The sequence below is a fragment of the Methyloversatilis universalis EHg5 genome (assembly GCF_000378945.1).
GTDB classification, from domain to species: Bacteria; Pseudomonadota; Gammaproteobacteria; order Burkholderiales; family Rhodocyclaceae; genus Methyloversatilis; species Methyloversatilis universalis_A.
Map to the genome: position 1 here is coordinate 1,688,569 of NZ_KB900539.1, position 20,527 is coordinate 1,709,095.

Below are 20,527 nucleotides of genomic sequence, written 5' to 3' on the forward strand. Positions count from 1 at the left end.
ACAGGATCCGACTCATGCAAAAGAATTCCCGTCATTCCGGTTTCACGCTGCTCGAACTGCTGGTGGTGATGGTCATCATCGGTTTGCTGGCCGGATACGTCGGCCCGCGCTTCTTCAGCCAGATCGGCAAGTCGGAAGTGAAGGCGGCGCGGGCGCAGGTCGATGCGCTTGAAAAGGCGCTTGATCAGTACCGTCTGGATAACGGCCGCTACCCGACCACGGAAGAGGGTCTGAAGGCATTGAGCGAGCGGCCGTCCACCGCGACAAAGTGGTCCGGCCCGTATCTGAAGAAGGCGGTGCCGCAGGATCCGTGGGACCGCCCCTATGTATACAAGGCACCGGGCGAACACGGCGAGTATGACCTGAGCTCTCTTGGCAAGGATGGTCAGCCGGGCGGCAGCGACGAAGCGGCCGACATCACGAACTGGTGACAATGCTGTTCCGCATCCGCGCGCTCGACGTCACCCAGCGCATCACCCAGCTGCAGATCGACGCGGCCGACGAAATGTCGGCGCGCGCCCAGGCGCAGGCCGACGGCCTGGTCGTGCTGTCGGTCGCGCGTGCGCGGACGCTGAGCTGGGCGCCCGGGCGGCAGCGCTTTCCGGTGCTGCTGTTCTGCCAGGAACTGCTGGCGCTGCTGCGCTCCGGCCTGTCGCTGGTCGAAGGCCTGGAGGTGATGGCCGAGAAGGAAGGGCGCACGCTGTCGCGCACCGTACTGACCGCGCTGATCGATGCGCTGCGCCAGGGCAAGACGCTGTCGCTGGCCATGTCGGCGCAGAACGCCATCTTCCCGGACCTGCTGGTGGCCATGGTGCGCGCGTCCGAACGCACCAGCGATCTCGACCAGGCGCTTGAGCGCTACGTCGCCTACAGCGAACAGCTGGACAGCCTGCGCGGCAAGCTGGTCGCCGCCGCCACCTATCCGGCCATCCTGCTGGTGGTGGGCGTGCTGGTGGTGCTGTTCCTGCTGGTGTTCGTGGTGCCCGAATTTTCCAAGGTGTATGAAGACATTTCGACCGAACTGCCGCTGGCCTCGCAGTGGCTGCTGGCCTGGGGGCATTTCGTGAAGGCGCATTCAGCCGCGCTCGGACTGGGTCTGGTGGCTGTTGTCGCCGCACTGGCCTGGACCTTCGGCCAGCCGGCGGTGCGCCAGGGGCTGCTGGCGCAGTTCGAGCGCATGCCGGGCATCGGCAGCCGGATGCGGGTGTTCCGGCTGGCCCGTTTTTTCCGCACCGTCGGCATGCTGTTGCGCGGCGGCATTCCGGTGGTGCAGTCGCTCGAACTGGTGCGCGAACTGTTGCCGCTGCCGATGCAGCAGAACCTCACCCGTGCGCTGCTGGCCATCCGCGAGGGCAGGGCGGCGTCCGACGCCTTCACCGACAACGACCTGAGCACCGCGGTCGCTTCGCGCATGCTGCGCGTGGGCGAGCGGGCCGGCAATCTGGGCGACATGATGGAACGCATCGCCGCCTTCCATGACGAGGAAATGACCCGCTGGCTGGATCGCGCGACCCGGCTGTTCGGGCCGCTGCTCATGCTGGTGATCGGTCTGGCCATCGGCGGCGTCGTGGTGCTCATGTACCTGCCCATCTTCCAGCTTGCGGAAAGCCTGCAATGAGCGCGCAGCCCCTCACTCCGCCTTCAACCCCGGTGGCCGAACTGTCGCCGGACCTGCTGGCGCGCGCCCGTGCCCGCGCCGGTCGGGGTTCGGTCATGCAGGCGCTGATCGAACTTTCCGCCGCGTCGCCGGAAGACATGCGCGACCGCGTGGCGGCCCGACTCGGTCTGTCGGCGCTGCGCAGCGCCGACCTCAATGCACTGGCCATGAATCTGGGCGGCATCCGCTTCTCCGAGGCACTGTCGCGCTCGGTGGTGGTGGCCGAGGACGCTGCCGGTCTGCGCATCGCGGTGGTGGCCGATCCCTACGATCTGGCGCTGCAGGACTGGCTGGCCGCTACGCTGCACGACCGCTTCGAACTGTGTCTGGCCACCCGCGACGACATCACCGCGGCGCTTGCACGCTTCGAGGACAGTCAGCGCGCCTCCGCCGGACTGCTCGACGAGAACGCGCAGGCCGGCAGCAGCGCAGCCGAGGTGCTGTCGCTGGCGCGCATCGCCGACGACGCGAGCCCGGTGGTGCGGGTGGTCAATTCAACGCTGTACGACGCACTGAAGCAGGGCGCATCTGACATCCATCTGGAATCAGTGCCGGCCGGCATGCAGGTGAAGTACCGGGTCGATGGCGTGATGGTGCGCGTGGGGCAGATTGCTGGCGCCGATACCGCCGAGCAGGTGGTGTCGCGCATCAAGGTGCTGGCTGAACTGGATATCGCCGAGCGTCGCGTGCCGCAGGACGGCCGCTTCAAGGTGGCTTATGCCGGCCGCGACATCGATCTGCGGGTGTCGGTCATGCCCAGCGTGCACGGCGAGGACGCGGTGCTGCGGGTGCTGGACAAGGAACATCTGACCGAAGAACTGCAGGCGCTCACACTGGAAAGTCTGGGCTTTGACGACATCGCGCGTGCCGCCATGCGCAAGCTGGCGGCCGAGCCCTACGGCATGCTGCTGGTGACCGGCCCGACCGGTTCCGGCAAGACCACCTCGCTGTACGCCACCATCGGTGAAATCAACCACGGCCTCGACAAGATCATCACCATCGAAGACCCGGTCGAGTACCAGCTGCCGGGCGTGCTGCAGATTCCGGTGAACGAGAAGAAGGGCCTCACCTTCGCGCGCGGCCTGCGTTCGGTGCTGCGGCACGATCCGGACAAGATCATGGTGGGCGAGATCCGCGACGGCGAAACCGCCGAGATCGCGGTGCAGGCCGCGCTGACCGGTCACCTGGTGCTGACCACGGTGCACGCCAACAACGTGTTCGACGTGATCGGCCGCTTCCTGCACATGGGCGTCGATCCGTACAACCTGGTGTCGGCGCTGAATGGCATCGTCGCCCAGCGCCTTCTGCGGCTGAATTGCCGCCACTGCGCGGTGCCGCAGGTGCCGGACGATGCGCTGCTCGCCGAATCCGGTCTGGTCGGCATGCCCGGGTTCGACTTCCGTGCCGGCGCCGGTTGCGGCCACTGCCGTGGCACCGGCTACAAGGGCCGGCGCGCGATTGCCGAACTGCTGGTGCTGGACGACGAACTGCGCGAACTCATCGTTACCCGCGCACCGATGCGACAGTTGAAGGACGCCGCGCGTGCGCGCGGCACGCGCACCCTGCGCGAAGCCGGTCTGGCCCTGGTGGCCAGCGGCGAAACCAGTCTGGCGGAATTGAACCGTGTCACTTTTGTCGTCTAGGGCGCTGCAGCTCGATCTCGGCCCGCACGGCCTGCAGCTCGCCCGCGCCGGTGAGGTGGTGCACGCGTCCGCCCAGGTGCTCGCGCTGGACGCGCTGCCCGCCGCCCTCGATGCGCTGCCGGAGGCCGTCACGCCCCGGCGTGCCGCGCTGTCGGTCGGCATCGACAACGCCTGGGTGCGCTGGCAGGTGATCGACATTCCGCCCGCCGTTTCCGGGCGTGATGAACGCGCGGCGCTGGTACGCGCGCGCATGGCTGAGGTGTTCGGCAGCGCGGCCCAGGGCTGGGCAGTGGCCTGGGACGACCGGCCGGCATCGACCGTGCTGGCCTGCGCGCTGGACGCCGGCCTGCTGCAGCGGCTGCAGGCCTGGGCCGTCGCGCGTGGCCTGAAACTGGCGAGCGTGCAGCCGGCCTGGCTGCGCGGTTATGCGGCACTGCGCGGCGACGCGGTGCTGGGCGGCTATGCCGAACTGAGCCACGGCTGGCTCTGCCTCGGCCTGTGGTCGGGTGGCCGCTGGCTGCATGTGCGTGGCGAGGCGATGAGCGACCCGGCCGGGCTGTCCACCGTACTCGAACGCCGGCTCGCGGCTTTCGATGGTGAGCTGCAGGGTGGCCGGCTGTTTCTGCGCGGCATGCCGGCAGTGAGCCTGCCCAGAGGCTGGCAATGCGTGGCGGGAGCGGCCCGATGAGCCGTCGTCCGCCGCTGCCCGAACTGGATTTCGTCGTCCGCCGCCGTGCGCCCGGCTGGCTGGGCTGGCTGGTGCTGGTGCTCGGCGTGGCCGCCGGGCTGTGGGTATTCGAACGGCATCAGGCGCTGACCGAAGAAGTCGAGGCGCTGCGACTGGACAACCGCCGTGCCGCCCGTGCGGCCGAGCAGGCGCGCGTGCTGGCCCGGCGCGAACAGGAAGACCCGGCCCTGCGCGCCCGCTACGAGGTGGCGCGCAAGCTGTCGCAGCAGATGGCGCGCGACTGGCAGCCGCTGTTTGCCGCGCTGGAGGCGCGTGCCGCCGAACACGCCCAGGTCGCGCTGCTGTCGATCGAGCCCGACGCGACCCGCGGCCAGTTGCGGCTGACCGGCGAGGCCAAGGATCTCGATGCGCTGTTCGCCTACGCCGAATCCTTCGGCGCAGCCGACGTGCTGGCGGCGCCGCGCATCGAGGTGTTCGAATTCAAGCAGCGCGAAGGGGTGCAGGTGGTGGCCTTTTCGCTGCGTCTGAACTGGAGGCGGGCATGAGGGCCGTGGGTGGAACGGGCATGGCGGCGCTGCAGGTCCACCTGATCCATGCGCTGACACGCGCCGGCTGGGCCGGCGCACTGGGCGCCGGACTGCTGGCGTTTGCGCTGGCACTGCATCTGGGTGCGGACGCTCCGCTGCAGGCCGAACGCCACACGCTGGAAATCGAGCGCGATGCGCTGGCGCACAAGGTGGCGCAGGGCGTGACAGTGGAGTCGCCGCGCGAACAGGTCGAGCGTTTTGACGCCGCGCTGGTCGAGCGCAGCCGGCTGCCGTCGCTGCTTGCCAATCTGTCCCGGCTGGCGACCGCCGGCAGGCTGTCGCTGGCGCGGGTGGAAAGCCGTGAGTCACAGCCGCTTGGCTCGGGTTATGCACGGCAGGAGTATCTGTTCCCGTTGCGCGGCAGCTATCCGGCGCTGCGCACCTGGCTGGCCGACATCCAGCGACTGTCTCCGTCGGTGCTGGTCGAGGACGTGAACCTGCGTCGCGAGGACGTCGGGCGCGATGCGGTCGAAGCCACGGTACGGGTATCCATCGTCATGAAGGATGCGTCATGAACCGCGGATTGCTTGCCGCACTGGCGATCACGCTGTTGGCGGTGGCGTACGTGTCGCAGCAGGACGAGGCCGCCAGCGACGACGCACCGGTGGCACCGCGCGCGGCTCGTAACCCCGGCGCTGCCGGTGCGCGCGCTGCGGCGCCGGCGGCAGCCGATGTTGCGCTGGCCGTGGCACCGGCGCGGGCTGCGGCCGAAGTCGGTCGCGACCTGTTTGCGCCGCACAGCTTCCAGCCGCCCCCGCCGCCGGCCAGTACCCGACCGGCACCGCCGCCTCCGCCGATGGCGCCGCCGCTGCCTTTCCGCTATCAGGGGCGCATGACCGAAGGCAGCGCCACCGTGGTGTTCCTGACCCACGGCGAGCGTGTGCTGGTGGCGCGTCAGGGCGATCTGCTGAACAACCAGTACCGGGTCGAGTCGGTCGGCCCGACTGCCATTACCTTTCTGTTCGAGCCGCTCAAGCAGCGGCAGACACTGTCCACCGGAAACGCAAAATGAGCGCATCCCTTATGAGCGCATCTCCTTTCCGCCGCCTGCAGGCGGTGACCTTTGCTCTTTTGCTGCTGATGCTGGGCGGCTGTGCCACCAACAAGGCCTTCGAGGATGGCCGGCAGGCCCTGATGGCCGGCGAGCAGGACAGGGCGCTCGGCCTGTTCGAACAGGCTGCGAAGCAGTCGCCGGACAACGCGGAAATCCGCGCCACGCTGATGCGGCAGCGCGAACTGGCGGTGGCGCGCGGGCTGGCCCAGGCGGATGCGGCACGCCTGGCCGGTAACCGTGAGGCGGCCGGCGCGGCACTCGAGCGCGCGCTGTCGATCGACCCGCGTCACCCGCGGGCACTGGCCATGCGTGACCAGCTGATACGCGGCGTGAAGCACGACGCGATGGTGGCGGACGCGCGCACGATGTTCACCCGCAAGGACGTGTCCGGCGCCGAAGCGCGGGTGCGCAATGTGCTGGCGCAGGACGGAAGCCACGCAGGTGCGCGCGAACTGCTGCGCCAGATCGATGAGGCGCGGCCGAAGCAGCAGGCGCCGGCAGCGCTCGGCGACATGTTCCAGAAGACGGTGACGCTGGAATTCCGCGAAACCTCGATGCGCAACGTGTTCGAGGCAATTGCGCGCTCGACCGGCATCAACTTCGTGTTCGACAAGGACGTGCGTTCCGACATCAAGGTGACGCTGTTCGTACGCAACACCACAGTGGCCGAGGTGATGCGACTCATCCTGATCACCAACCAGCTCGAGCGCAGCGTGCTGTCGGAAAACACCGTGCTCATCTACCCGAACACCGCGGCCAAGGTGCGCGAATACAAGGAACTGATCACCCGCACCTTCTTCCTGGTCAATGCCGAGGCGAAGCAGGTGCAGAACCTGATCAAGACCGTGGTGAAGACCAAGGACATCTACATCGACGAGCGCCTGAACCTGATCGTGATGAAAGACACCGCCGACGCGGTGAAACTGGCCGAGCAGCTGGTGGAGTCGGTCGACGTGGCTGAGCCGGAAGTGATGCTGGAAGTCGAGGTGCTGGAAGTCAGCAGCAACAAGATGAAGGAACTGGGCATCGATTTCCCGGACCAGATCGGTTACGGCATTCTGACGCCGACCATCACGAACAGCGTGACGACCGCTACCAGCACGACGAATTCGACAACGCTGGGGGGGACGCTGGCTTCAGGCAATATCAACCTGAAGAACACCAATGGTCTGGTCGTGCCCTATGTCAGCAATCCGGGCCTCATCCTGAATCTGAAGGCGACCGACGGTGCGGCCAACCTGCTGGCCAATCCGCGCATCCGGGTCAAGAACAAGGAGAAGGCCAAGGTGCATATCGGCGAGAAGCTGCCGGTGTTCACCACCACGTCCACCGCCAATGTCGGCGTGTCGGCATCGGTCACCTATCTCGATGTGGGCCTGAAGCTTGACGTCGAGCCGCTGATCCATCCGGAGGACGACGTCGACATCAAGATGTCGATGGAAGTGTCCAGCATCGTCAAGGAAGTGACCGGCCCGCAGAGCTCGCTCGCCTACCAGGTCGGCACCCGCTCGACCGCGACCGCGCTGCGGCTGAAAGACGGCGAAACGCAGATTCTCGCCGGCCTGATTTCGGACGAGGAGCGCACCAGTGCGTCGCGTCTGCCCGGTCTGGGCCATCTGCCGCTGATCGGCAAGCTCTTCTCCAGCGAGCGCGGCAGCAACAACAAGACCGAAATCGTGCTGCTGATTACGCCGCGCATCGTGCGCAATCTGAGCCGTCCGGCCCATATCGCGCCGGCGCTGCCCGCAGGTACCGAGGCGGCAGTGGGCGCCGCATCACTGTCGGTGCGTCCGACCGGCAAGGATCAGGGCATGCGCCTGAGCAGCGGGGGCGGCGCAGCATCTGGCGCGGCGGCCATGCCGGTTGCGCCGTCGCGCGCACCGCAGCCGGAAGCAGTGCCGGTGCCGGACGCGATGCAGGTCGAGGAGGAGGGCGCAGCCGAACTGCGCATGCAGTCCTCCGGCGAAGTGGCGCCGGGCGGTGAAGCGGGCGTCATCGTGTCGCTCTCCGCGGCCGGAGGCGTGCGCAGCGCGGTGGTGGAGCTGGCTTACGATCCGAATGTGCTGACACCGCAGGGCAATGTGAGCGCGCCCGGACGGGTGGCATTGACCTTGACCGGTTCTGGGCAGGAGGCGCGGGCGGAACTGCGCTTCCGTGCGCTGCCGAGTGCACCGGCGGGCGCCACCGGCATACAGGTGGGCAATGTGGTGGCGGTGGCCTCCGACGGCAATCCGCTGCAGGTCAACGCACCGTCGCCGGTCGATATCGTGGTGAAGGGCCCCTGATCAGGGCGTTGCGATGGGCAGGCCGCAGTATCGGCCTCGTCGCCGGTTCTGCAGCGCCTGGAATGTCCGGTGTGAAACGCTCGGCGTGAAAAGCAAAAGGGGAAGGCAATGCCTTCCCCCTTCTTTCGCGGGCGCTCCGGAAAGCGGCAATCAGCCGGCCTTGCGGTGCGCGCGAGCTTCCTTTTTCAGGCGCTTGAACGCGTCGGGATCGGTCGCACGCAGGTACTCGATCACTTCCATGTCCTCGCGGCGGATCTTGCTGATGTCGATCTGTTCGACGTGCACCAGGCGCAGCAGGGCCTGAACCGGCTTGGGCATGTTGCGGCCGCTTTCGTAGCGGGAACCGCCGCTCTGCGTCACGCCGAGGCGCGACCAGAACTGCGACTGGTTCATGCCCAGCTTCTTGCGAATTTCGCGTGCATCGATGTTGTCGCTTGCTTTCATGCTCGTTGTCCTTGATGAGTTGAATACCGGACGACCGCGCCGGGCCTTTGAAATCCGGTTGCCGGCTGCGTCAAGTCCGCATCTCTGCGTACTCCCGTGCCTATAACTTAAGTTATAGACAAAACCCAGTATAAATGATCACAACGTCCTGTTCAAAACAGGTTTGCATATGTTTGCAAGCATGATCATAGGGTGAAGAGGCGGGGTTGAATGCATCGGTTCCACGGTTGATCCCGGCTCGTCCGGTTGCTGTTTCCGCAGGGGAATTTTCACTGCGGACGGATCGGATACAATTACGGGTTTTCGTACAACGTCCCGGAAGTACAGATGGCACTCATCGTCCAGAAATACGGCGGCACCTCGGTCGGCAAGCCTGACCGCATCAAGAGCGTTGCCCGCCGGGTCGCCGGCTATGTCGCGCGCGGCCACAAGATGGTCATCGTCGTGTCGGCCATGAGCGGCGAAACCAATCGCCTGCTGGGCCTGGCGAAGGAAATTTCGCCGACGCCCGATCCGCGCGAACTCGACGTGATCGCCTCGACCGGCGAGCAGGTCACCATCGGCCTGCTGGCCATGGCGCTCAAGGATCTCGGCCTGAAGGCGCGCAGCTACACCGGCGGCCAGGTGCGCATCCTGACCGATGACGCGCACACCAAGGCGCGCATCCTGTCGATCGACGAACAGAACATCAAGCGCGATCTGGATGAAGGCCACGTGATCGTGGTGGCCGGTTTCCAGGGCGTGGACGAGAACGGCAACATCACCACGCTGGGCCGCGGCGGCTCGGACACCACGGGTGTCGCACTCGCCGCCGCGCTGGGCGCCGATGAGTGCCAGATCTATACCGACGTCGATGGTGTGTACACCACCGACCCGCGCATCGTGCCCGAGGCGCGCCGTCTGGACCGCATCACCTTCGAGGAAATGCTGGAAATGGCCAGCCTCGGTTCCAAGGTGCTGCAGATCCGTTCGGTCGAATTTGCAGGCAAGTACAAGGTCAAGCTGCGCGTGCTGTCCAGTTTCGAGGACGAGGGTCATGAAGGCCCGGGTACGCTGATTACTGTCGAGGAAGACGTCAATATGGAACAACCCATCATCTCCGGCATCGCCTTCAACCGCGACGAAGCCAAACTGACCGTGCTGGGCGTGCCCGACCGTCCGGGCATCGCTTACCAGATCCTGGGCCCGATCGCCGACGCCAACATCGATGTCGACATGATCATCCAGAACGTCGGCCACGACGGTTCGACCGATTTCTCCTTCACCGTGAATCGCGGCGAGTTCGCCAAGGCGATGGGTATCCTGGAAAGCGTGCGCCAGCACATCGGCGCCCGCGAGATCACCGGCGACAACAAGATCTGCAAGGTGTCCGCGGTCGGTGTCGGCATGCGCTCGCACCCGGGCGTGGCCAGCAAGATGTTCCGCACGCTGGCGGAAGAGGGCATCAATATCCAGATGATTTCGACCTCCGAAATCAAGGTGTCGGTGGTGCTGGACGAGAAGTATCTCGAACTGGCCGTGCGTGTGCTGCACCGCGCATTCGAACTGGACCAGCCGGCGCAGTAATCGGCTGGAATAAGTTGCACGCGGATTTGACCGGAGCGGGGCTTACCGGTATAGTTCGCGCGCTTTTGCAGCACGCGGTAAACGGAGAGGTGGCCGAGAGGTCGAAGGCACTCCCCTGCTAAGGGAGCATACGGGCCAAAACCTGTATCGAGGGTTCGAATCCCTCCTTCTCCGCCAAAGCAACCATGTATTAAAAAATGGTTGCAGTGTTGAAAAAGTGTGCTATAGTTTTGCCTCTCTGCAGCGCGCCCGTAGCTCAGCTGGATAGAGTACTTGGCTACGAACCAAGGGGTCGGGCGTTCGAATCGCTCCGGGCGCGCCAAATCATCGCAGAGAAACAAAGAGATAGGCCAGTCATCCGACTGGCCTTTTTCTTTTCCGGTGCCATTCAAGCACCGCTGTGTTATTCCCCTTCGCCTAAACCCACTCCATCCAGCGCTTTTGCCGTCCCCGACTTCCGGCGGTAGATCGCGTTCGTCGTGCATGAATCGACGTGCGAGGGCACCGCATGGGCATGCTCCAGGCTGGCAGCGCGCGATACGCACTTCGCACGCGTGGTTCGGCGAGTGCGTGTTCCATGAAGCGCTGCCGCATGAAGTCCCGTTCGTGGGCCTCACCGGATTCCTCGTCGAAGTGGGCTGCAGCCAAGCTGGCTGCAAACACGTGGTCGGGAGTGTGCGCTGGCCGCGTCTCGACCGCTTCCTTCTCCACGGTGCACAGGTCTGGCGTCCATTCGCAGATCGTTCGCTTGCCTGTCGTCTTCGACTTCTCGTGTTGCTGGATGTGGATGCCGTCGTCCCTGAAGCGGAGCCCCGAGCGCCCGCGAGCTTGCATCGTGACGGACCGGATGCCTGTGCGGTGGATTGATGGCAGGTGCATATGTCACGAGGGGCGTGCCGGATTCTCGGGCGCCGGCCGCGGCATTCGGCGGGGTCAATGGTGGGTGCCGGTGCTCGGCGTGAGTGGCCGGATACCCGCCTGCTTTCCGCTCCGAAAGAAGGTTTCCAGCTCTTTGTTGCAACAAGCCTGAACCATGGTGCGTGAATCACCGGCTTGCAGAGGCAAAGCGCCAGGGCGCGCACCGCTTTGCGCGGCCTCCAGGCCTGTGCAGCCGCGGTGCTTCGCTGAATCCCTTGATCTCTGTAGTATGACAAAGTCGTTACACGATGACGGCGCGGCTTCTGTCAGGGAGGAAACAGTGGTCAGAAAAGAAGAGCTTCCACGAGAGGAGGCGCAGGAAGAGGAGCTGTCCATCCGTCCGGTGGACTGGTTGAAGATGAAACTGGGCGTGCCGGCGCACGCGATCTATCTGGGCTTCGGCATACAGAAATCGGGAGGGGATTTCTTTCTGGGTGAGTGCGATGTGGCGCAGAAGTCGGAGGGCTGGCTCTGGTGCGCTTCGGTTGACGGCGCGCGCAGGTTTGTCGGCTGGAGGGAGGTGCTTACGGTGGCGGAGCGCTGCGCCGAGGCGGAAGTGGTGCTGATGTTCGACTACGGTGAAGAGGTCTGGGTGTTTCCGGCGTACTGAATGCCAGCGTGACATCCCCACGTCCTACAGAAAACGCCCCGCCTGCAACGGCGGGGCGTTTTTCTTTCAGCCGTAGCGCAGTTCGGTTGCCTTGCCCCAGAACACGCGATGCGCGAACAGCGTGTAGGCCAGGATGGCGGGCACCGTGATGATGCAGCCGGCGAGAATGAGGTTCAGCGCCTCGGTGGCGCTGGCTGCCTGCCAGATGGTGATGCGGTCCATCACGACATAGGGGTAGAGGCTGTAGGCCAGACCCAGACCGCCCATCAGGAACACGCCCACGGTCAGTATGAAGGGCAGCCAGCACAGCGTGCCCAGTGCGCGCTGGCCGCTCAGTGTCCAGCGCAGCGCGACGAAACAGGCGAAGGTGGCGAACGGGATGGGCAGCAGGCCGATGAACTGCGGCAGGCTGAACCAGCGTCCGGCCACGGTTTCGCTCACCCACGGCGTGGCGATGGAAATGAGGCTCATGCCGACCACCACCGGCACCAGGGCTGCACGGCCCCAGTGTGCGGCGCGCTGCTGCAGGTCGCCTTCGGTTTTCAGCACCAGCCAGGCGGCGCCCATCAGTACATAGGCGCAGGGCAGGGCGAGGGCGATGGCCAGTGCGAACAGCGAATAGGCGAAACCGTCGGCAAAGCCCGTGATGAAGCGGCCGAGCATCCAGCCCTGGGCGATGGACGTGACGGTCGAGCCAGCGAAGAACACGAAATTCCACAGCGGCTTGTGCGTGTCCTGCGCCTTGACCCGGAAGTCGAAGGCGACGCCGCGCAGTATGAGGCCGATCAGCATGACCGCGATCGGCAGATAGAGCGCGGTCATCACCACGCCGTGCGCTTTCGGGAAGGCGATCAGCAGGATGCCGACACCGAGCACCAGCCAGGTTTCGTTGGCGTCCCAGAATGGACCGATCGACGCGATCATCATGTCTTTCTGGCTGTCTTCCGCGCGATGCAGCAGCATGCCGACGCCCAGGTCGAAACCGTCCAGCACGACGTAGAGGAACATGGCGAGCCCCATCAGGCCCATGAAGATGACAGGCAGGAATTCGGCCCAGCTCATGCTGCGGTCTCCTTGTTCGCAAACTGTGTGGGAAGAGGCGCGTGCGCACCGCCGCTGGTAACCGGGTCATAGCTGTCCGACGGTTTTTCGGCCATGTAGCGCAGCACGCTCACGTAGGCGATGATCAGCAGTACATAGGTGATCAGATAGCCGGTCAGCGTCAGTGCGATGTACGGTGCGGGGGTGGTCGAGGCCACGTCGGCGGTCCTGATCAGGCCCTGCACGATCCAGGGCTGGCGGCCGATTTCGGTCACGTACCAGCCGGCGACGGTGGCGATCCAGCCGGAAAAGGTCATTGCGGCGATCGAGCCGATCAGCCAGCGCGGCGCGCGGTCCGGCTGCCAGCCCCGGCGCTGCAGCAGCCACCAGCCCACCCAGCTCACCAGCAGCATCAGCGAACCGATCGCCACCATGATGCGGAAGCTGAAGAACAGCGGTTTCACCGGCGGATGTGCCTCGAATTCGTTGAGCCCCTTCAGCTCGCCGTCCCATTCGTGGGTCAGGATGAGCGATGCCATTTTCGGGATGCCGATGGCGAGATCATTCCGCTTTTCCGCTTCGTTGGGCAGCGCGAACAGCAGCAGCGGGGCGCCGCGTTCGGTGTGCCACACGCCTTCGATCGCCGCGATCTTCTGCGGCTGATGGTGCAGGGTGTTCAGGCCGTGCATGTCGCCCACGAATATCTGCACCGGAATCAGCAGCGCCGCCAGCGTGAGGCCGGCGCGCAGCGCGAGCGGCGTCGAGGCGTTCGCCTTGCCGCGCAGCACCTGCCAGGCGGACACGCCAGCGACCAGGAAAGCCATGGTGAGCAGCGACGCGAGCAGCATGTGGGTGAAGCGGTAGGGGAATGACGGATTGAAAATGATTTCCAGCCAGCTCTTCACGTGGAACTCGCCGTTGATGATTTCGTAGCCCACCGGCGTCTGCATCCAGGAATTGAGTACCAGAATCCAGAACGCGCTCATCGTAGTGCCGAAGGCGACCAGAAAGGTGGCCAGCAGGTGCACCCGCTCGCTCACCCGGCCGTGGCCAAACAGCATGACGCCGAGGAAGGTGGCTTCGAGGAAGAAGGCGGTCAGCACCTCGAAGCCGAGCAGCGGGCCTGCAATATTGCCCACCTTTTCCATGAAGCCCGGCCAGTTGGTGCCGAACTGGAAGCTCATGGTGATGCCGCTCACCACGCCCAGTGCGAAAGTCAGTGCGAACACCTTGGTCCAGAAGCGGTAGGCGGTGAGCCAGGGCCGGTGATTCGTCTTCAGCCAGCGCCAGCGCATGAACAGCAGCATCCAGCCGAGCGAGATCGAAATGGTCGGAAACAGGATGTGGAAGGTGATGTTGGCGGCGAACTGCATGCGCGCCAGCAGGACGGGATCAAAATCCATGATGCGGTCTCACTCCTTGGTGCCGGGTTTCAGCTGGCCGGTCAGCTCCAGCAGTTTCTGGACTCTTGCGCCCATGCGCATCAGCTTGGCCAATGTCTGGGCGTCGAGTCTCTGTACGTCGTCGAACCAGTTGCTCATCAGTTCGATCAGGTCGTGCATGCCTTTCATGCGTTCCTGCGCCACGCGGTCTTCATCGCTGCTCGGGGTTTCAAGCAGCGCGCTGCGCAGCATGGACAGCGTGGGCTCCATCTCGCGCCGGCGGCGTTCTTCCGCCAGCGTGCGGAAAATCTCCCAGGCGTCGGTCGGCGCGTCGAAATACTCACGGCGGTCGCCGGGCATGTGACGCAGCTTCACCAGCCGCCAGGACTGCAGTTCCTTGAGCCCCATGCTCACGTTGGAGCGTGAATAGGAGAGGGTTTCGGCAATCTCGTCGGCACACAGCGGGCGCGGGGATACGAAGATGAGCGCGTAGATCTGGCCTACCGTGCGATTGATGCCCCAGCGACTGCCCATTTCGCCGAAGTGCGCCACGAAGGCGTGTACCAGCGGGGTCATGATCGAAGTCCCGTCCTTTTCAAGAAGTATTTGAACAGGGCTTAATATAAATCAAATTTCAGAAAATACTGAAAATTCGGAAAACACAGGATTTTCTGCAACGGCGTGGCCAGTGGCGTACTTGCGCGCCGCAGCATCCGGGCTGACGGGGTGCTCCGCTATTGGTACAATCTCAGGTTGTCCTTCCGTTTCCTCACTCAGTCATCAATTCGGAGAGTTTCATGGCCGCTGAACGTACCCTTTCGATCATCAAGCCCGACGCCGTCGCCAAGAACGTGATTGGCAAGATCTACCAGCGTTTCGAAGACGCCGGCCTGAAGATCGTCGCCTCGCGCATGACCCAGCTGTCGCGTGCCGAAGCCGAGGGCTTCTACGCCGTGCACCGCGAGCGTCCCTTCTTCAAGGATCTGGTCGACTTCATGATTTCCGGCCCGGTCATGATCCAGGTGCTGGAAGGCGAAGGCGCCATCCTGAAGAACCGCGACCTGATGGGCGCCACCGATCCGAAGAAGGCCGCTCCGGGCACCATCCGCGCCGACTTCGCCGACTCGATCGACGCCAACGCCGTGCACGGCTCCGACGCACCGGAAACTGCGGCGGTCGAAATCGCCTACTACTTCCCGGCGCTGAACGTCTACTCGCGCTGAGAGCACACGCGTGACCCGCACCAACCTGCTGCAGTTCGACGCTGAAGGCTTCGCCGACTTCTTTACGGGTCTGGGCGAGAAGCCCTTCCGCGCGCGGCAGGTGATGCGGTGGATACACCGCAATGGCGAAGGCGATTTCGACGCGATGAGCGACGTCGCCAAGTCCTTGCGTGCCAAGCTGGTCGAGATCGCCTGCGTCGAGGCCCCGGTGCCGGTGCGTGACAGCACCAGCACCGACGGTACGCGCAAGTGGCTGATCGACGTCGGTGCCGGCAATGCGGTGGAAACCGTGTTCATTCCGGAAGAGCGTCGCGGCACGCTGTGCATTTCGACGCAGGCCGGCTGTGCGCTGGACTGCGCCTTCTGCTCGACCGGCAAGCAGGGTTTCAACCGCAATCTCGAAGTATCGGAAATCATCGGCCAGCTCTGGCTTGCCAACCGCGCACTCGGCGCGGTACGCGGCGGCGAGAACGACGGCGAACGGGTGATTTCCAACGTCGTCATGATGGGCATGGGTGAGCCGCTGGCCAATTTCGACGCCACGGTGGCTGCGCTCAGGCTGATGCTGGACGACAACGCCTACGGCCTGTCGCGTCGTCGTGTGACGGTGTCGACCTCGGGCATCGTGCCGGCGATGGATCGCCTGCGCGACGCCTGCCCGGTGGCGCTGGCGGTGTCGCTGCACGCGCCGAACGATGCGCTGCGCGACGAACTGGTGCCGATCAACAAGAAGTATCCGTTGCGCGAACTGCTGGCGGCCTGCGTTCGCTATCTCGACCGTGCGCCGCGTGACTTCATCACCTTCGAGTACGTCATGCTCGACGGCGTGAATGACAGCGACGAGCACGCGCGCCAGCTGATCGATATCGCCCGCCAGGTGCCGTGCAAGTACAACCTGATTCCGTTCAATCCCTTCCCGCAGGCGCCTTTCGGGCGTTCGTCGAAGGAGCGCATTCGCCGCTTCTCCGAAATCCTGATCGAAGCCGGCATCGTCACCACCACGCGCAAGACGCGCGGCGACGACGTCGATGCCGCCTGCGGCCAGCTTGCCGGCCAGGTGCTGGACAAGACCCGGCGCACCCGCAAGACCATTCCCCTCCAGGAGGTTCCCGCTCGGTGAAAAGACTGTTTTCGTGTGCGCTGGCGGCTCTGTCGGCTGCCTGGCTGCTGAGCGGGTGCGCAGGCAACCCGACCGCCGCGCCGGGCGTTGCGGTACAGAACCAGCAGCCCAGTACGCCGGTGTCCGAATACAAGCCGGTGGAAACCATCACCACCGGTTCGTCCCGCACCCGCGCCAAATCGCACACCGAACTCGGGCTGGCCTACCTCGAAGCCGGCAACGTGGCGGTCGCGCTGGAAGAGGCCCGCATGGCGGTGCGTGATGACAGCAGCTACGGCCCGGCCTACAACCTGATGGGTCTGGCTCACCTTTATCTGCAGGAACGTCCGCAGGCGCGTGAGAATTTCGAGAAGGCGCTGCGGCTGGCGCCCAGCGATCCGGACATCAACAACAATTACGGCTGGTTCCTGTGTCAGGACGGCGACAGCGCCCGCGCGATGCAGCTGTTCAACAACGCAATCAAGAACCCGCTGTACGCCACACCCACCCGCCCGTATACCAACGCCGGCCTGTGCGCGATGCAGAGCGGTGACCTGCAGACCGCCGAGGTCAATTTCCTGCGCGCGATCAATGCCGATGCAAACAATGTGCAGGCGCTCTACAACATTGCACTGCTGTTCTATCGCAGGAGCAATTATTACGAGGCGCGCAAGTATCTGAGCGATTTCCATGCGCAGCGCGATCCGGTGGCCGAAAGCCTGTGGCTGGCGGTGCGCATCGAACGCAAGCTCGGCGACAAGGTGTCGGAAGCCGGCTTCGCCGGACAGCTGCGCCGCCGCTTCGCCGGCACGCCGGAACACCAGGCCCTGATGCAGGGGAAATACGACTGATGAGCGGCGATAACGCGGTATCGCAACAGGCGGACCTCGCGGCCGAACAGTCGGTCGGGCTGCAGCTGCGCCGTGCGCGCGAGGCGCGCGGCATGACGGTCGAGGGGGTGGGCGCCGCAATCAAGCTGACAGCCCGTCAGGTCGAAGCGATCGAGGCGGATGATTATGCCCGCCTCACCAGCGCCACCTATGCGCGCGGTTTCATCCGCAACTACGCATCGCTGATGGGGCTGGATGCCCAGTCTCTGCTGACTCAGCTCGATCGCCATGAAGTGCGGGCGCGTCCGCAGCTGGTGGAACAGGCCAATGTCGGTGTGGCCATGCCCAGCCAGTCGGCCCGCCGCAAGTGGATGCTGCCGGTGCTTGCGCTCAGCGTGCCGGCACTGGCTGCGGTCGCACTGTATGTGTGGTTCGAGTTCTGGCCGGAAGACAGGCAGTCTTCTGCTGCCGAGTCGACGGCTGTCGTTGTCGAGGCGCCTCCGGTTGAACCTGCGCCCGAAGCTCCGGTGGCTGCCGAGCCTGTGCCGCCGGTTGATCCGCAGGCCGTTGCCGTGCCGGCCGACGCGCAGACGGTGGCTGCGGCTCCGGATGCGGCAGCGCTTGCTGCTGCGCAGCCGGTCTCCGCGCCTGCCGCTCCCGCGGCGCCCTCCGTGCCCGGTCAGCGTCAGCTGACTTTCCGCTTCACCGGAGATTCATGGATTGAAATGCGCGATGCGCAGGGACGCATCGTGCTGTCCGAGCTTAATCGCACGGGCAGCACCCGCAGCCTGAGCACCGCTTTTCCGGTGTCGCTGGTGATCGGCAATGCCAAGTCGGTGAGCATGGACATCGACGGCGCACCCTACGATCTTGCCCCTTCGATCAAGGTCGAAGTGGCCCGCTTGAGGCTTGAATGATGAGCGAACCGTCTTCCGCCATCGTCCGTCGCCTGACCCGCACCGTGCGGGTGGGCGATGTGGTGATCGGCTCGGCCGCGCCGGTGGTGGTGCAGTCGATGACCAATACCGACACCGAGGACCACATTTCCACCGCCATCCAGGTGGCGCAGCTGGCCCGGGCCGGCTCGGAAATCGTGCGCATCACGGTCAATACGATGGAAGCAGCGGCGGCCGTGCCCAGGGTGCGCGAGCAGCTGCTGAAAATGAATGTGGATGTGCCGCTGGTCGGCGATTTCCATTTCAACGGTCACAAGCTGCTGCGCGAGCATCCGGCCTGCGCCGAGGCGCTGGATAAACTGCGCATCAATCCGGGCAATGTGGGCAAGGGCAGCAAGCGTGACGAACAGTACGCCGCGCTGATCGAAACCGCCTGCCGTTACGACAAGCCGGTGCGCATCGGCGTGAACTGGGGCAGTCTGGATCAGGCGCTGCTCGCCCGCGTGATGGACGAGAACGCGCGCCGGGCGCAGCCCAAGGACGCGATCGAGGTGATGCGCGAAGCGATGGTCACCTCTGCGCTGGAAAGTGCTGCGCAGGCGGTTGAATGGGGCCTGTCGCCGGAGAAGATCATCCTGTCGTGCAAGGTGAGCGGCGTGCAGGATCTGATCGCCATCTACGCCGAACTGGCCAAGCGCTGTGATTACCCGCTGCACCTGGGTCTGACCGAAGCCGGCATGGGTTCGAAGGGTATCGTGGCGTCGACCGCGGCGATGTCGGTGCTGCTGCAGCAGGGCATCGGCGACACCATCCGCGTGTCGCTGACGCCGGAGCCGAACGGCGACCGCACGAAAGAAGTAATCGTTGCCCAGGAAATGCTGCAGACCATGGGTCTGCGCGCTTTCACGCCCATGGTTGCCGCCTGCCCGGGGTGCGGTCGCACCACCTCGACCTTCTTCCAGGAACTGGCCGCCGACATCCAGACCTATGTGCGCGACAAGATGCCGGAGTGGAAGACGCATTACGACGGCGTCGAGCGCATGACGCTGGCCGTAATGGGCTGTGTCGTGAATGGCCCGGGCGAAAGCAAGCACGCCAACATCGGCATTTCGCTGCCGGGCACCGGCGAGACACCTGTGGCACCGGTGTTCGAGGACGGCGAGAAGACCGTCACGCTGAAGGGTGACAACATTGCCGCCGAGTTCCGCGGCATCGTCGACGCCTACGTGGCCCGCACCTACACCAAGAAAATCGCCGGCAGCACCGGCGTCTGAACGAAGAACAATGAGCAAACTGCAAGCCGTTCGCGGCATGAACGACATCCTGCCGGACGAGGCGGAGCGCTGGGAAGCATTCGAAACCATCGTGCGCGACTGGCTGCGCGGCTACGGCTACCGGCCGATCCGCATGCCACTGCTGGAGCACACGCCGCTGTTCAAGCGCGCGATCGGTGAAGTGACCGACATCGTCGAGAAGGAAATGTATTCCTTCGAAGACGCGCTCAATGGCGAGAACCTGACGCTGCGCCCGGAAGGCACCGCCTCCTGCGTGCGCGCGGTGACCGAACACAATCTGCTGTACGACAGCCCGCGCAAGCTCTGGTACATGGGACCGATGTTCCGCCACGAGCGTCCGCAGAAGGGCCGCTACCGCCAGTTCCATCAGGTCGGCGTGGAAGCGCTGGGCTATGCCGGGCCGGACATCGACGCCGAGCTCATCATCATGTGCCAGCGCCTGTGGGACGACCTCGGCCTGATGGGCATCCGGCTCGAAATCAATTCGCTCGGTTCGCCGGAAGAGCGGCTCAAGCACCGCGCCGAACTGATCGCCTATTTCGAGGCGCACCAGGACCAGCTGGACGAAGACGCGAAGCGCCGTCTGCACAGCAATCCGTTGCGCATTCTCGATACCAAGAACCCGGCCATGCAGGCGCTGGTCGAAGCGGCGCCGAAGCTGTCCGATTATCTGGGCGAGGAATCGCTGGCGCACTTCAACGCCATCCAGGACACGCTGCGCGCGGCCAACATCGCCTTCCGCATCAACCCGCGCCTGGTGCGCGGGCTGGACTACTACAACCTCACCGTGTTCGAGTGGGTGACCGACCAGCTTGGCGCACAGGGCACGGTGTGCGCCGGCGGTCGCTACGACGGCCTGATCGCCCAGCTGGGTGGCAAGCCTGCACCGGCCGCCGGTTTCGCAATGGGCATCGAACGGCTGATGGCGCTGTGGGACGCGGGTGAAGCCGATGCGCTGGTCGAGCGGGTGGAGGCCTACATCGTGCATTCGGGCACTGGCGCACAGGCGGCCGCCTTCGCGCTGGCCGAGCGTCTGCGCGACGGCGGCTTCGCGACGCTGATGCACTGCGGTGGCGGCAGCTTCAAGTCGCAGATGAAGCGCGCCGACGCTTCCGGTGCCATGGTGGCGCTCATCCTGGGTGAGGATGAGGTGGCTGCGGGTGAGGTCACTTTCAAGCCGCTGCGTGGCGGTGAGCAGATGCGCATCAGTGCCGACGACGTGGGCGAGCATCTGGCGGCCATGCTGCTCGGTGGCTACGGCAGCGACGAAGACGACACCCTTCAACAAACCGACTTTCAATAACCGGTC

Annotated in this window: 20 protein-coding genes and 2 tRNA genes; 18 read left to right on the plus strand and 4 right to left on the minus strand. The window is 64.9% G+C overall.

What is annotated here, in order from left to right:
- Nucleotides 1–14 precede the first annotated feature (14 nt).
- The 8 genes from gspG to METUNV2_RS0107855 are packed head-to-tail and all read left to right on the plus strand — an operon-like array spanning nucleotide 15 to nucleotide 7,914.
- A complete protein-coding gene (gene gspG, locus METUNV2_RS0107820; protein ID WP_018228924.1) occupies nucleotides 15–431 on the plus strand; it encodes a type II secretion system major pseudopilin GspG in 417 nt (138 codons plus the stop codon).
- A gap of 2 nt (nucleotides 432–433) precedes the next feature.
- Nucleotides 434–1,618, plus strand: a complete 1,185-nt coding sequence (locus METUNV2_RS0107825; protein ID WP_018228925.1) for a type II secretion system F family protein — start codon at nucleotides 434–436, stop codon at nucleotides 1,616–1,618.
- Nucleotides 1,615–3,300 (plus strand): GspE/PulE family protein, encoded by a 1,686-nt coding sequence (locus METUNV2_RS0107830; protein WP_026187974.1) that lies wholly within the window; start codon nucleotides 1,615–1,617, stop codon nucleotides 3,298–3,300. Before METUNV2_RS0107825 ends, METUNV2_RS0107830 begins: the two co-directional genes overlap by 4 nt.
- Nucleotides 3,281–3,988: a hypothetical protein gene (locus tag METUNV2_RS0107835; protein WP_232415643.1), complete on the plus strand. Its 708-nt coding sequence runs from the start codon at nucleotides 3,281–3,283 to the stop codon at nucleotides 3,986–3,988. Before METUNV2_RS0107830 ends, METUNV2_RS0107835 begins: the two co-directional genes overlap by 20 nt.
- On the plus strand, nucleotides 3,985–4,533 hold the full coding sequence (locus METUNV2_RS0107840; RefSeq protein WP_018228928.1) for a hypothetical protein: 549 nt from the start codon (nucleotides 3,985–3,987) through the stop codon (nucleotides 4,531–4,533). Before METUNV2_RS0107835 ends, METUNV2_RS0107840 begins: the two co-directional genes overlap by 4 nt.
- 20 nt (nucleotides 4,534–4,553) lie before the next feature.
- On the plus strand, nucleotides 4,554–5,090 hold the full coding sequence (locus METUNV2_RS0107845; protein WP_018228929.1) for a GspMb/PilO family protein: 537 nt from the start codon (nucleotides 4,554–4,556) through the stop codon (nucleotides 5,088–5,090).
- Nucleotides 5,087–5,587, plus strand: a complete 501-nt coding sequence (locus METUNV2_RS0107850) for a hypothetical protein (protein ID WP_018228930.1) — start codon at nucleotides 5,087–5,089, stop codon at nucleotides 5,585–5,587. Before METUNV2_RS0107845 ends, METUNV2_RS0107850 begins: the two co-directional genes overlap by 4 nt.
- On the plus strand, nucleotides 5,584–7,914 hold the full coding sequence (locus METUNV2_RS0107855; RefSeq protein WP_232415644.1) for a secretin N-terminal domain-containing protein: 2,331 nt from the start codon (nucleotides 5,584–5,586) through the stop codon (nucleotides 7,912–7,914). The genes METUNV2_RS0107850 and METUNV2_RS0107855 overlap by 4 nt, the downstream gene beginning before the upstream one ends.
- Nucleotides 7,915–8,064: 150 nt before the next feature.
- Here METUNV2_RS0107855 and METUNV2_RS0107860 read toward each other — a convergent pair whose 3' ends face one another.
- A complete protein-coding gene (locus METUNV2_RS0107860) occupies nucleotides 8,065–8,358 on the minus strand; it encodes a helix-turn-helix domain-containing protein (protein WP_008058942.1) in 294 nt (97 codons plus the stop codon).
- Between the two features lie 327 nt (nucleotides 8,359–8,685).
- Here METUNV2_RS0107860 and METUNV2_RS0107865 point away from each other — a divergent pair, with 327 nt between their 5' ends.
- The 4 genes from METUNV2_RS0107865 (at nucleotide 8,686) to METUNV2_RS18995 (ending at nucleotide 11,452) form a co-directional block, all read left to right on the plus strand.
- The gene (locus METUNV2_RS0107865) at nucleotides 8,686–9,924 is read left to right on the plus strand and encodes an aspartate kinase (RefSeq protein ID WP_018228932.1); all 1,239 of its coding nucleotides are present in this window, start codon (nucleotides 8,686–8,688) and stop codon (nucleotides 9,922–9,924) included.
- 83 nt (nucleotides 9,925–10,007) lie between these two features.
- Nucleotides 10,008–10,101: transfer RNA gene (locus METUNV2_RS0107870), tRNA-Ser, on the plus strand.
- Between the two features lie 68 nt (nucleotides 10,102–10,169).
- Nucleotides 10,170–10,246 (plus strand) — tRNA-Arg (locus METUNV2_RS0107875).
- An 825-nt stretch (nucleotides 10,247–11,071) separates the two neighbouring features.
- Nucleotides 11,072–11,452, plus strand: coding sequence for a hypothetical protein (locus METUNV2_RS18995; RefSeq protein WP_018228933.1), 381 nt, complete (start codon nucleotides 11,072–11,074; stop codon nucleotides 11,450–11,452).
- 66 nt (nucleotides 11,453–11,518) lie between these two features.
- Here the strand turns inward: METUNV2_RS18995 and METUNV2_RS0107890 are convergent, their stop codons facing one another.
- From METUNV2_RS0107890 to METUNV2_RS0107900, 3 genes are read right to left on the minus strand one after another with little or no spacing between them, the layout of a single operon-like run.
- The gene (locus METUNV2_RS0107890) at nucleotides 11,519–12,514 is read right to left on the minus strand and encodes a cytochrome d ubiquinol oxidase subunit II (protein WP_018228934.1); all 996 of its coding nucleotides are present in this window, start codon (nucleotides 12,512–12,514) and stop codon (nucleotides 11,519–11,521) included.
- Nucleotides 12,511–13,896: a cytochrome ubiquinol oxidase subunit I gene (locus METUNV2_RS0107895; protein ID WP_018228935.1), complete on the minus strand. Its 1,386-nt coding sequence runs from the start codon at nucleotides 13,894–13,896 to the stop codon at nucleotides 12,511–12,513. Before METUNV2_RS0107895 ends, METUNV2_RS0107890 begins: the two co-directional genes overlap by 4 nt.
- A 9-nt stretch (nucleotides 13,897–13,905) precedes the next feature.
- On the minus strand, nucleotides 13,906–14,451 hold the full coding sequence (locus METUNV2_RS0107900; protein ID WP_018228936.1) for a GbsR/MarR family transcriptional regulator: 546 nt from the start codon (nucleotides 14,449–14,451) through the stop codon (nucleotides 13,906–13,908).
- A 221-nt stretch (nucleotides 14,452–14,672) separates the two neighbouring features.
- Between METUNV2_RS0107900 and ndk the strand changes: the two genes are divergently transcribed.
- Genes ndk through hisS form a run of 6 tightly spaced genes read left to right on the plus strand, consistent with a single transcriptional unit; the run spans nucleotide 14,673 to nucleotide 20,521 of the window.
- Nucleotides 14,673–15,098, plus strand: coding sequence for a nucleoside-diphosphate kinase (gene ndk, locus METUNV2_RS0107905; protein ID WP_018228937.1), 426 nt, complete (start codon nucleotides 14,673–14,675; stop codon nucleotides 15,096–15,098).
- Nucleotides 15,099–15,108: 10 nt separating this feature from the next.
- Entirely contained in the window at nucleotides 15,109–16,218 is a 1,110-nt protein-coding gene (gene rlmN, locus METUNV2_RS0107910) for a 23S rRNA (adenine(2503)-C(2))-methyltransferase RlmN (RefSeq protein WP_018228938.1), read from the plus strand.
- A complete protein-coding gene (gene pilW, locus METUNV2_RS0107915) occupies nucleotides 16,215–17,048 on the plus strand; it encodes a type IV pilus biogenesis/stability protein PilW (RefSeq protein WP_018228939.1) in 834 nt (277 codons plus the stop codon). The genes rlmN and pilW overlap by 4 nt, the downstream gene beginning before the upstream one ends.
- Entirely contained in the window at nucleotides 17,048–17,944 is an 897-nt protein-coding gene (locus METUNV2_RS0107920) for a RodZ domain-containing protein (RefSeq protein WP_018228940.1), read from the plus strand. Before pilW ends, METUNV2_RS0107920 begins: the two co-directional genes overlap by 1 nt.
- Nucleotides 17,944–19,197, plus strand: coding sequence for a flavodoxin-dependent (E)-4-hydroxy-3-methylbut-2-enyl-diphosphate synthase (gene ispG / locus METUNV2_RS0107925; protein ID WP_026187977.1), 1,254 nt, complete (start codon nucleotides 17,944–17,946; stop codon nucleotides 19,195–19,197). The genes METUNV2_RS0107920 and ispG overlap by 1 nt, the downstream gene beginning before the upstream one ends.
- 10 nt (nucleotides 19,198–19,207) lie before the next feature.
- Nucleotides 19,208–20,521 (plus strand): histidine--tRNA ligase, encoded by a 1,314-nt coding sequence (hisS, locus tag METUNV2_RS0107930; protein WP_026187978.1) that lies wholly within the window; start codon nucleotides 19,208–19,210, stop codon nucleotides 20,519–20,521.
- The last annotated feature ends 6 nt before the right edge of the window (nucleotides 20,522–20,527 follow it).

Coding starts and splice junctions, on each gene's coding strand:
- gspG (WP_018228924.1), top strand. CDS start 15: ATGCAAAAGAATTCCCGTCATTCCGGTTTCACGCTGCTCGAACTGCTG.
- METUNV2_RS0107825 (WP_018228925.1), top strand. CDS start 434: ATGCTGTTCCGCATCCGCGCGCTCGACGTCACCCAGCGCATCACCCAG.
- METUNV2_RS0107830 (WP_026187974.1), top strand. CDS start 1,615: ATGAGCGCGCAGCCCCTCACTCCGCCTTCAACCCCGGTGGCCGAACTG.
- METUNV2_RS0107840 (WP_018228928.1), top strand. CDS start 3,985: ATGAGCCGTCGTCCGCCGCTGCCCGAACTGGATTTCGTCGTCCGCCGC.
- METUNV2_RS0107845 (WP_018228929.1), top strand. CDS start 4,554: ATGGCGGCGCTGCAGGTCCACCTGATCCATGCGCTGACACGCGCCGGC.
- METUNV2_RS0107850 (WP_018228930.1), top strand. CDS start 5,087: ATGAACCGCGGATTGCTTGCCGCACTGGCGATCACGCTGTTGGCGGTG.
- METUNV2_RS0107855 (WP_232415644.1), top strand. CDS start 5,584: ATGAGCGCATCCCTTATGAGCGCATCTCCTTTCCGCCGCCTGCAGGCG.
- METUNV2_RS0107860 (WP_008058942.1), bottom strand. CDS start 8,358: ATGAAAGCAAGCGACAACATCGATGCACGCGAAATTCGCAAGAAGCTG.
- METUNV2_RS0107865 (WP_018228932.1), top strand. CDS start 8,686: ATGGCACTCATCGTCCAGAAATACGGCGGCACCTCGGTCGGCAAGCCT.
- METUNV2_RS18995 (WP_018228933.1), top strand. CDS start 11,072: ATGACAAAGTCGTTACACGATGACGGCGCGGCTTCTGTCAGGGAGGAA.
- METUNV2_RS0107890 (WP_018228934.1), bottom strand. CDS start 12,514: ATGAGCTGGGCCGAATTCCTGCCTGTCATCTTCATGGGCCTGATGGGG.
- METUNV2_RS0107895 (WP_018228935.1), bottom strand. CDS start 13,896: ATGGATTTTGATCCCGTCCTGCTGGCGCGCATGCAGTTCGCCGCCAAC.
- METUNV2_RS0107900 (WP_018228936.1), bottom strand. CDS start 14,451: ATGACCCCGCTGGTACACGCCTTCGTGGCGCACTTCGGCGAAATGGGC.
- ndk (WP_018228937.1), top strand. CDS start 14,673: ATGGCCGCTGAACGTACCCTTTCGATCATCAAGCCCGACGCCGTCGCC.
- METUNV2_RS0107920 (WP_018228940.1), top strand. CDS start 17,048: ATGAGCGGCGATAACGCGGTATCGCAACAGGCGGACCTCGCGGCCGAA.
- ispG (WP_026187977.1), top strand. CDS start 17,944: ATGAGCGAACCGTCTTCCGCCATCGTCCGTCGCCTGACCCGCACCGTG.
- hisS (WP_026187978.1), top strand. CDS start 19,208: ATGAGCAAACTGCAAGCCGTTCGCGGCATGAACGACATCCTGCCGGAC.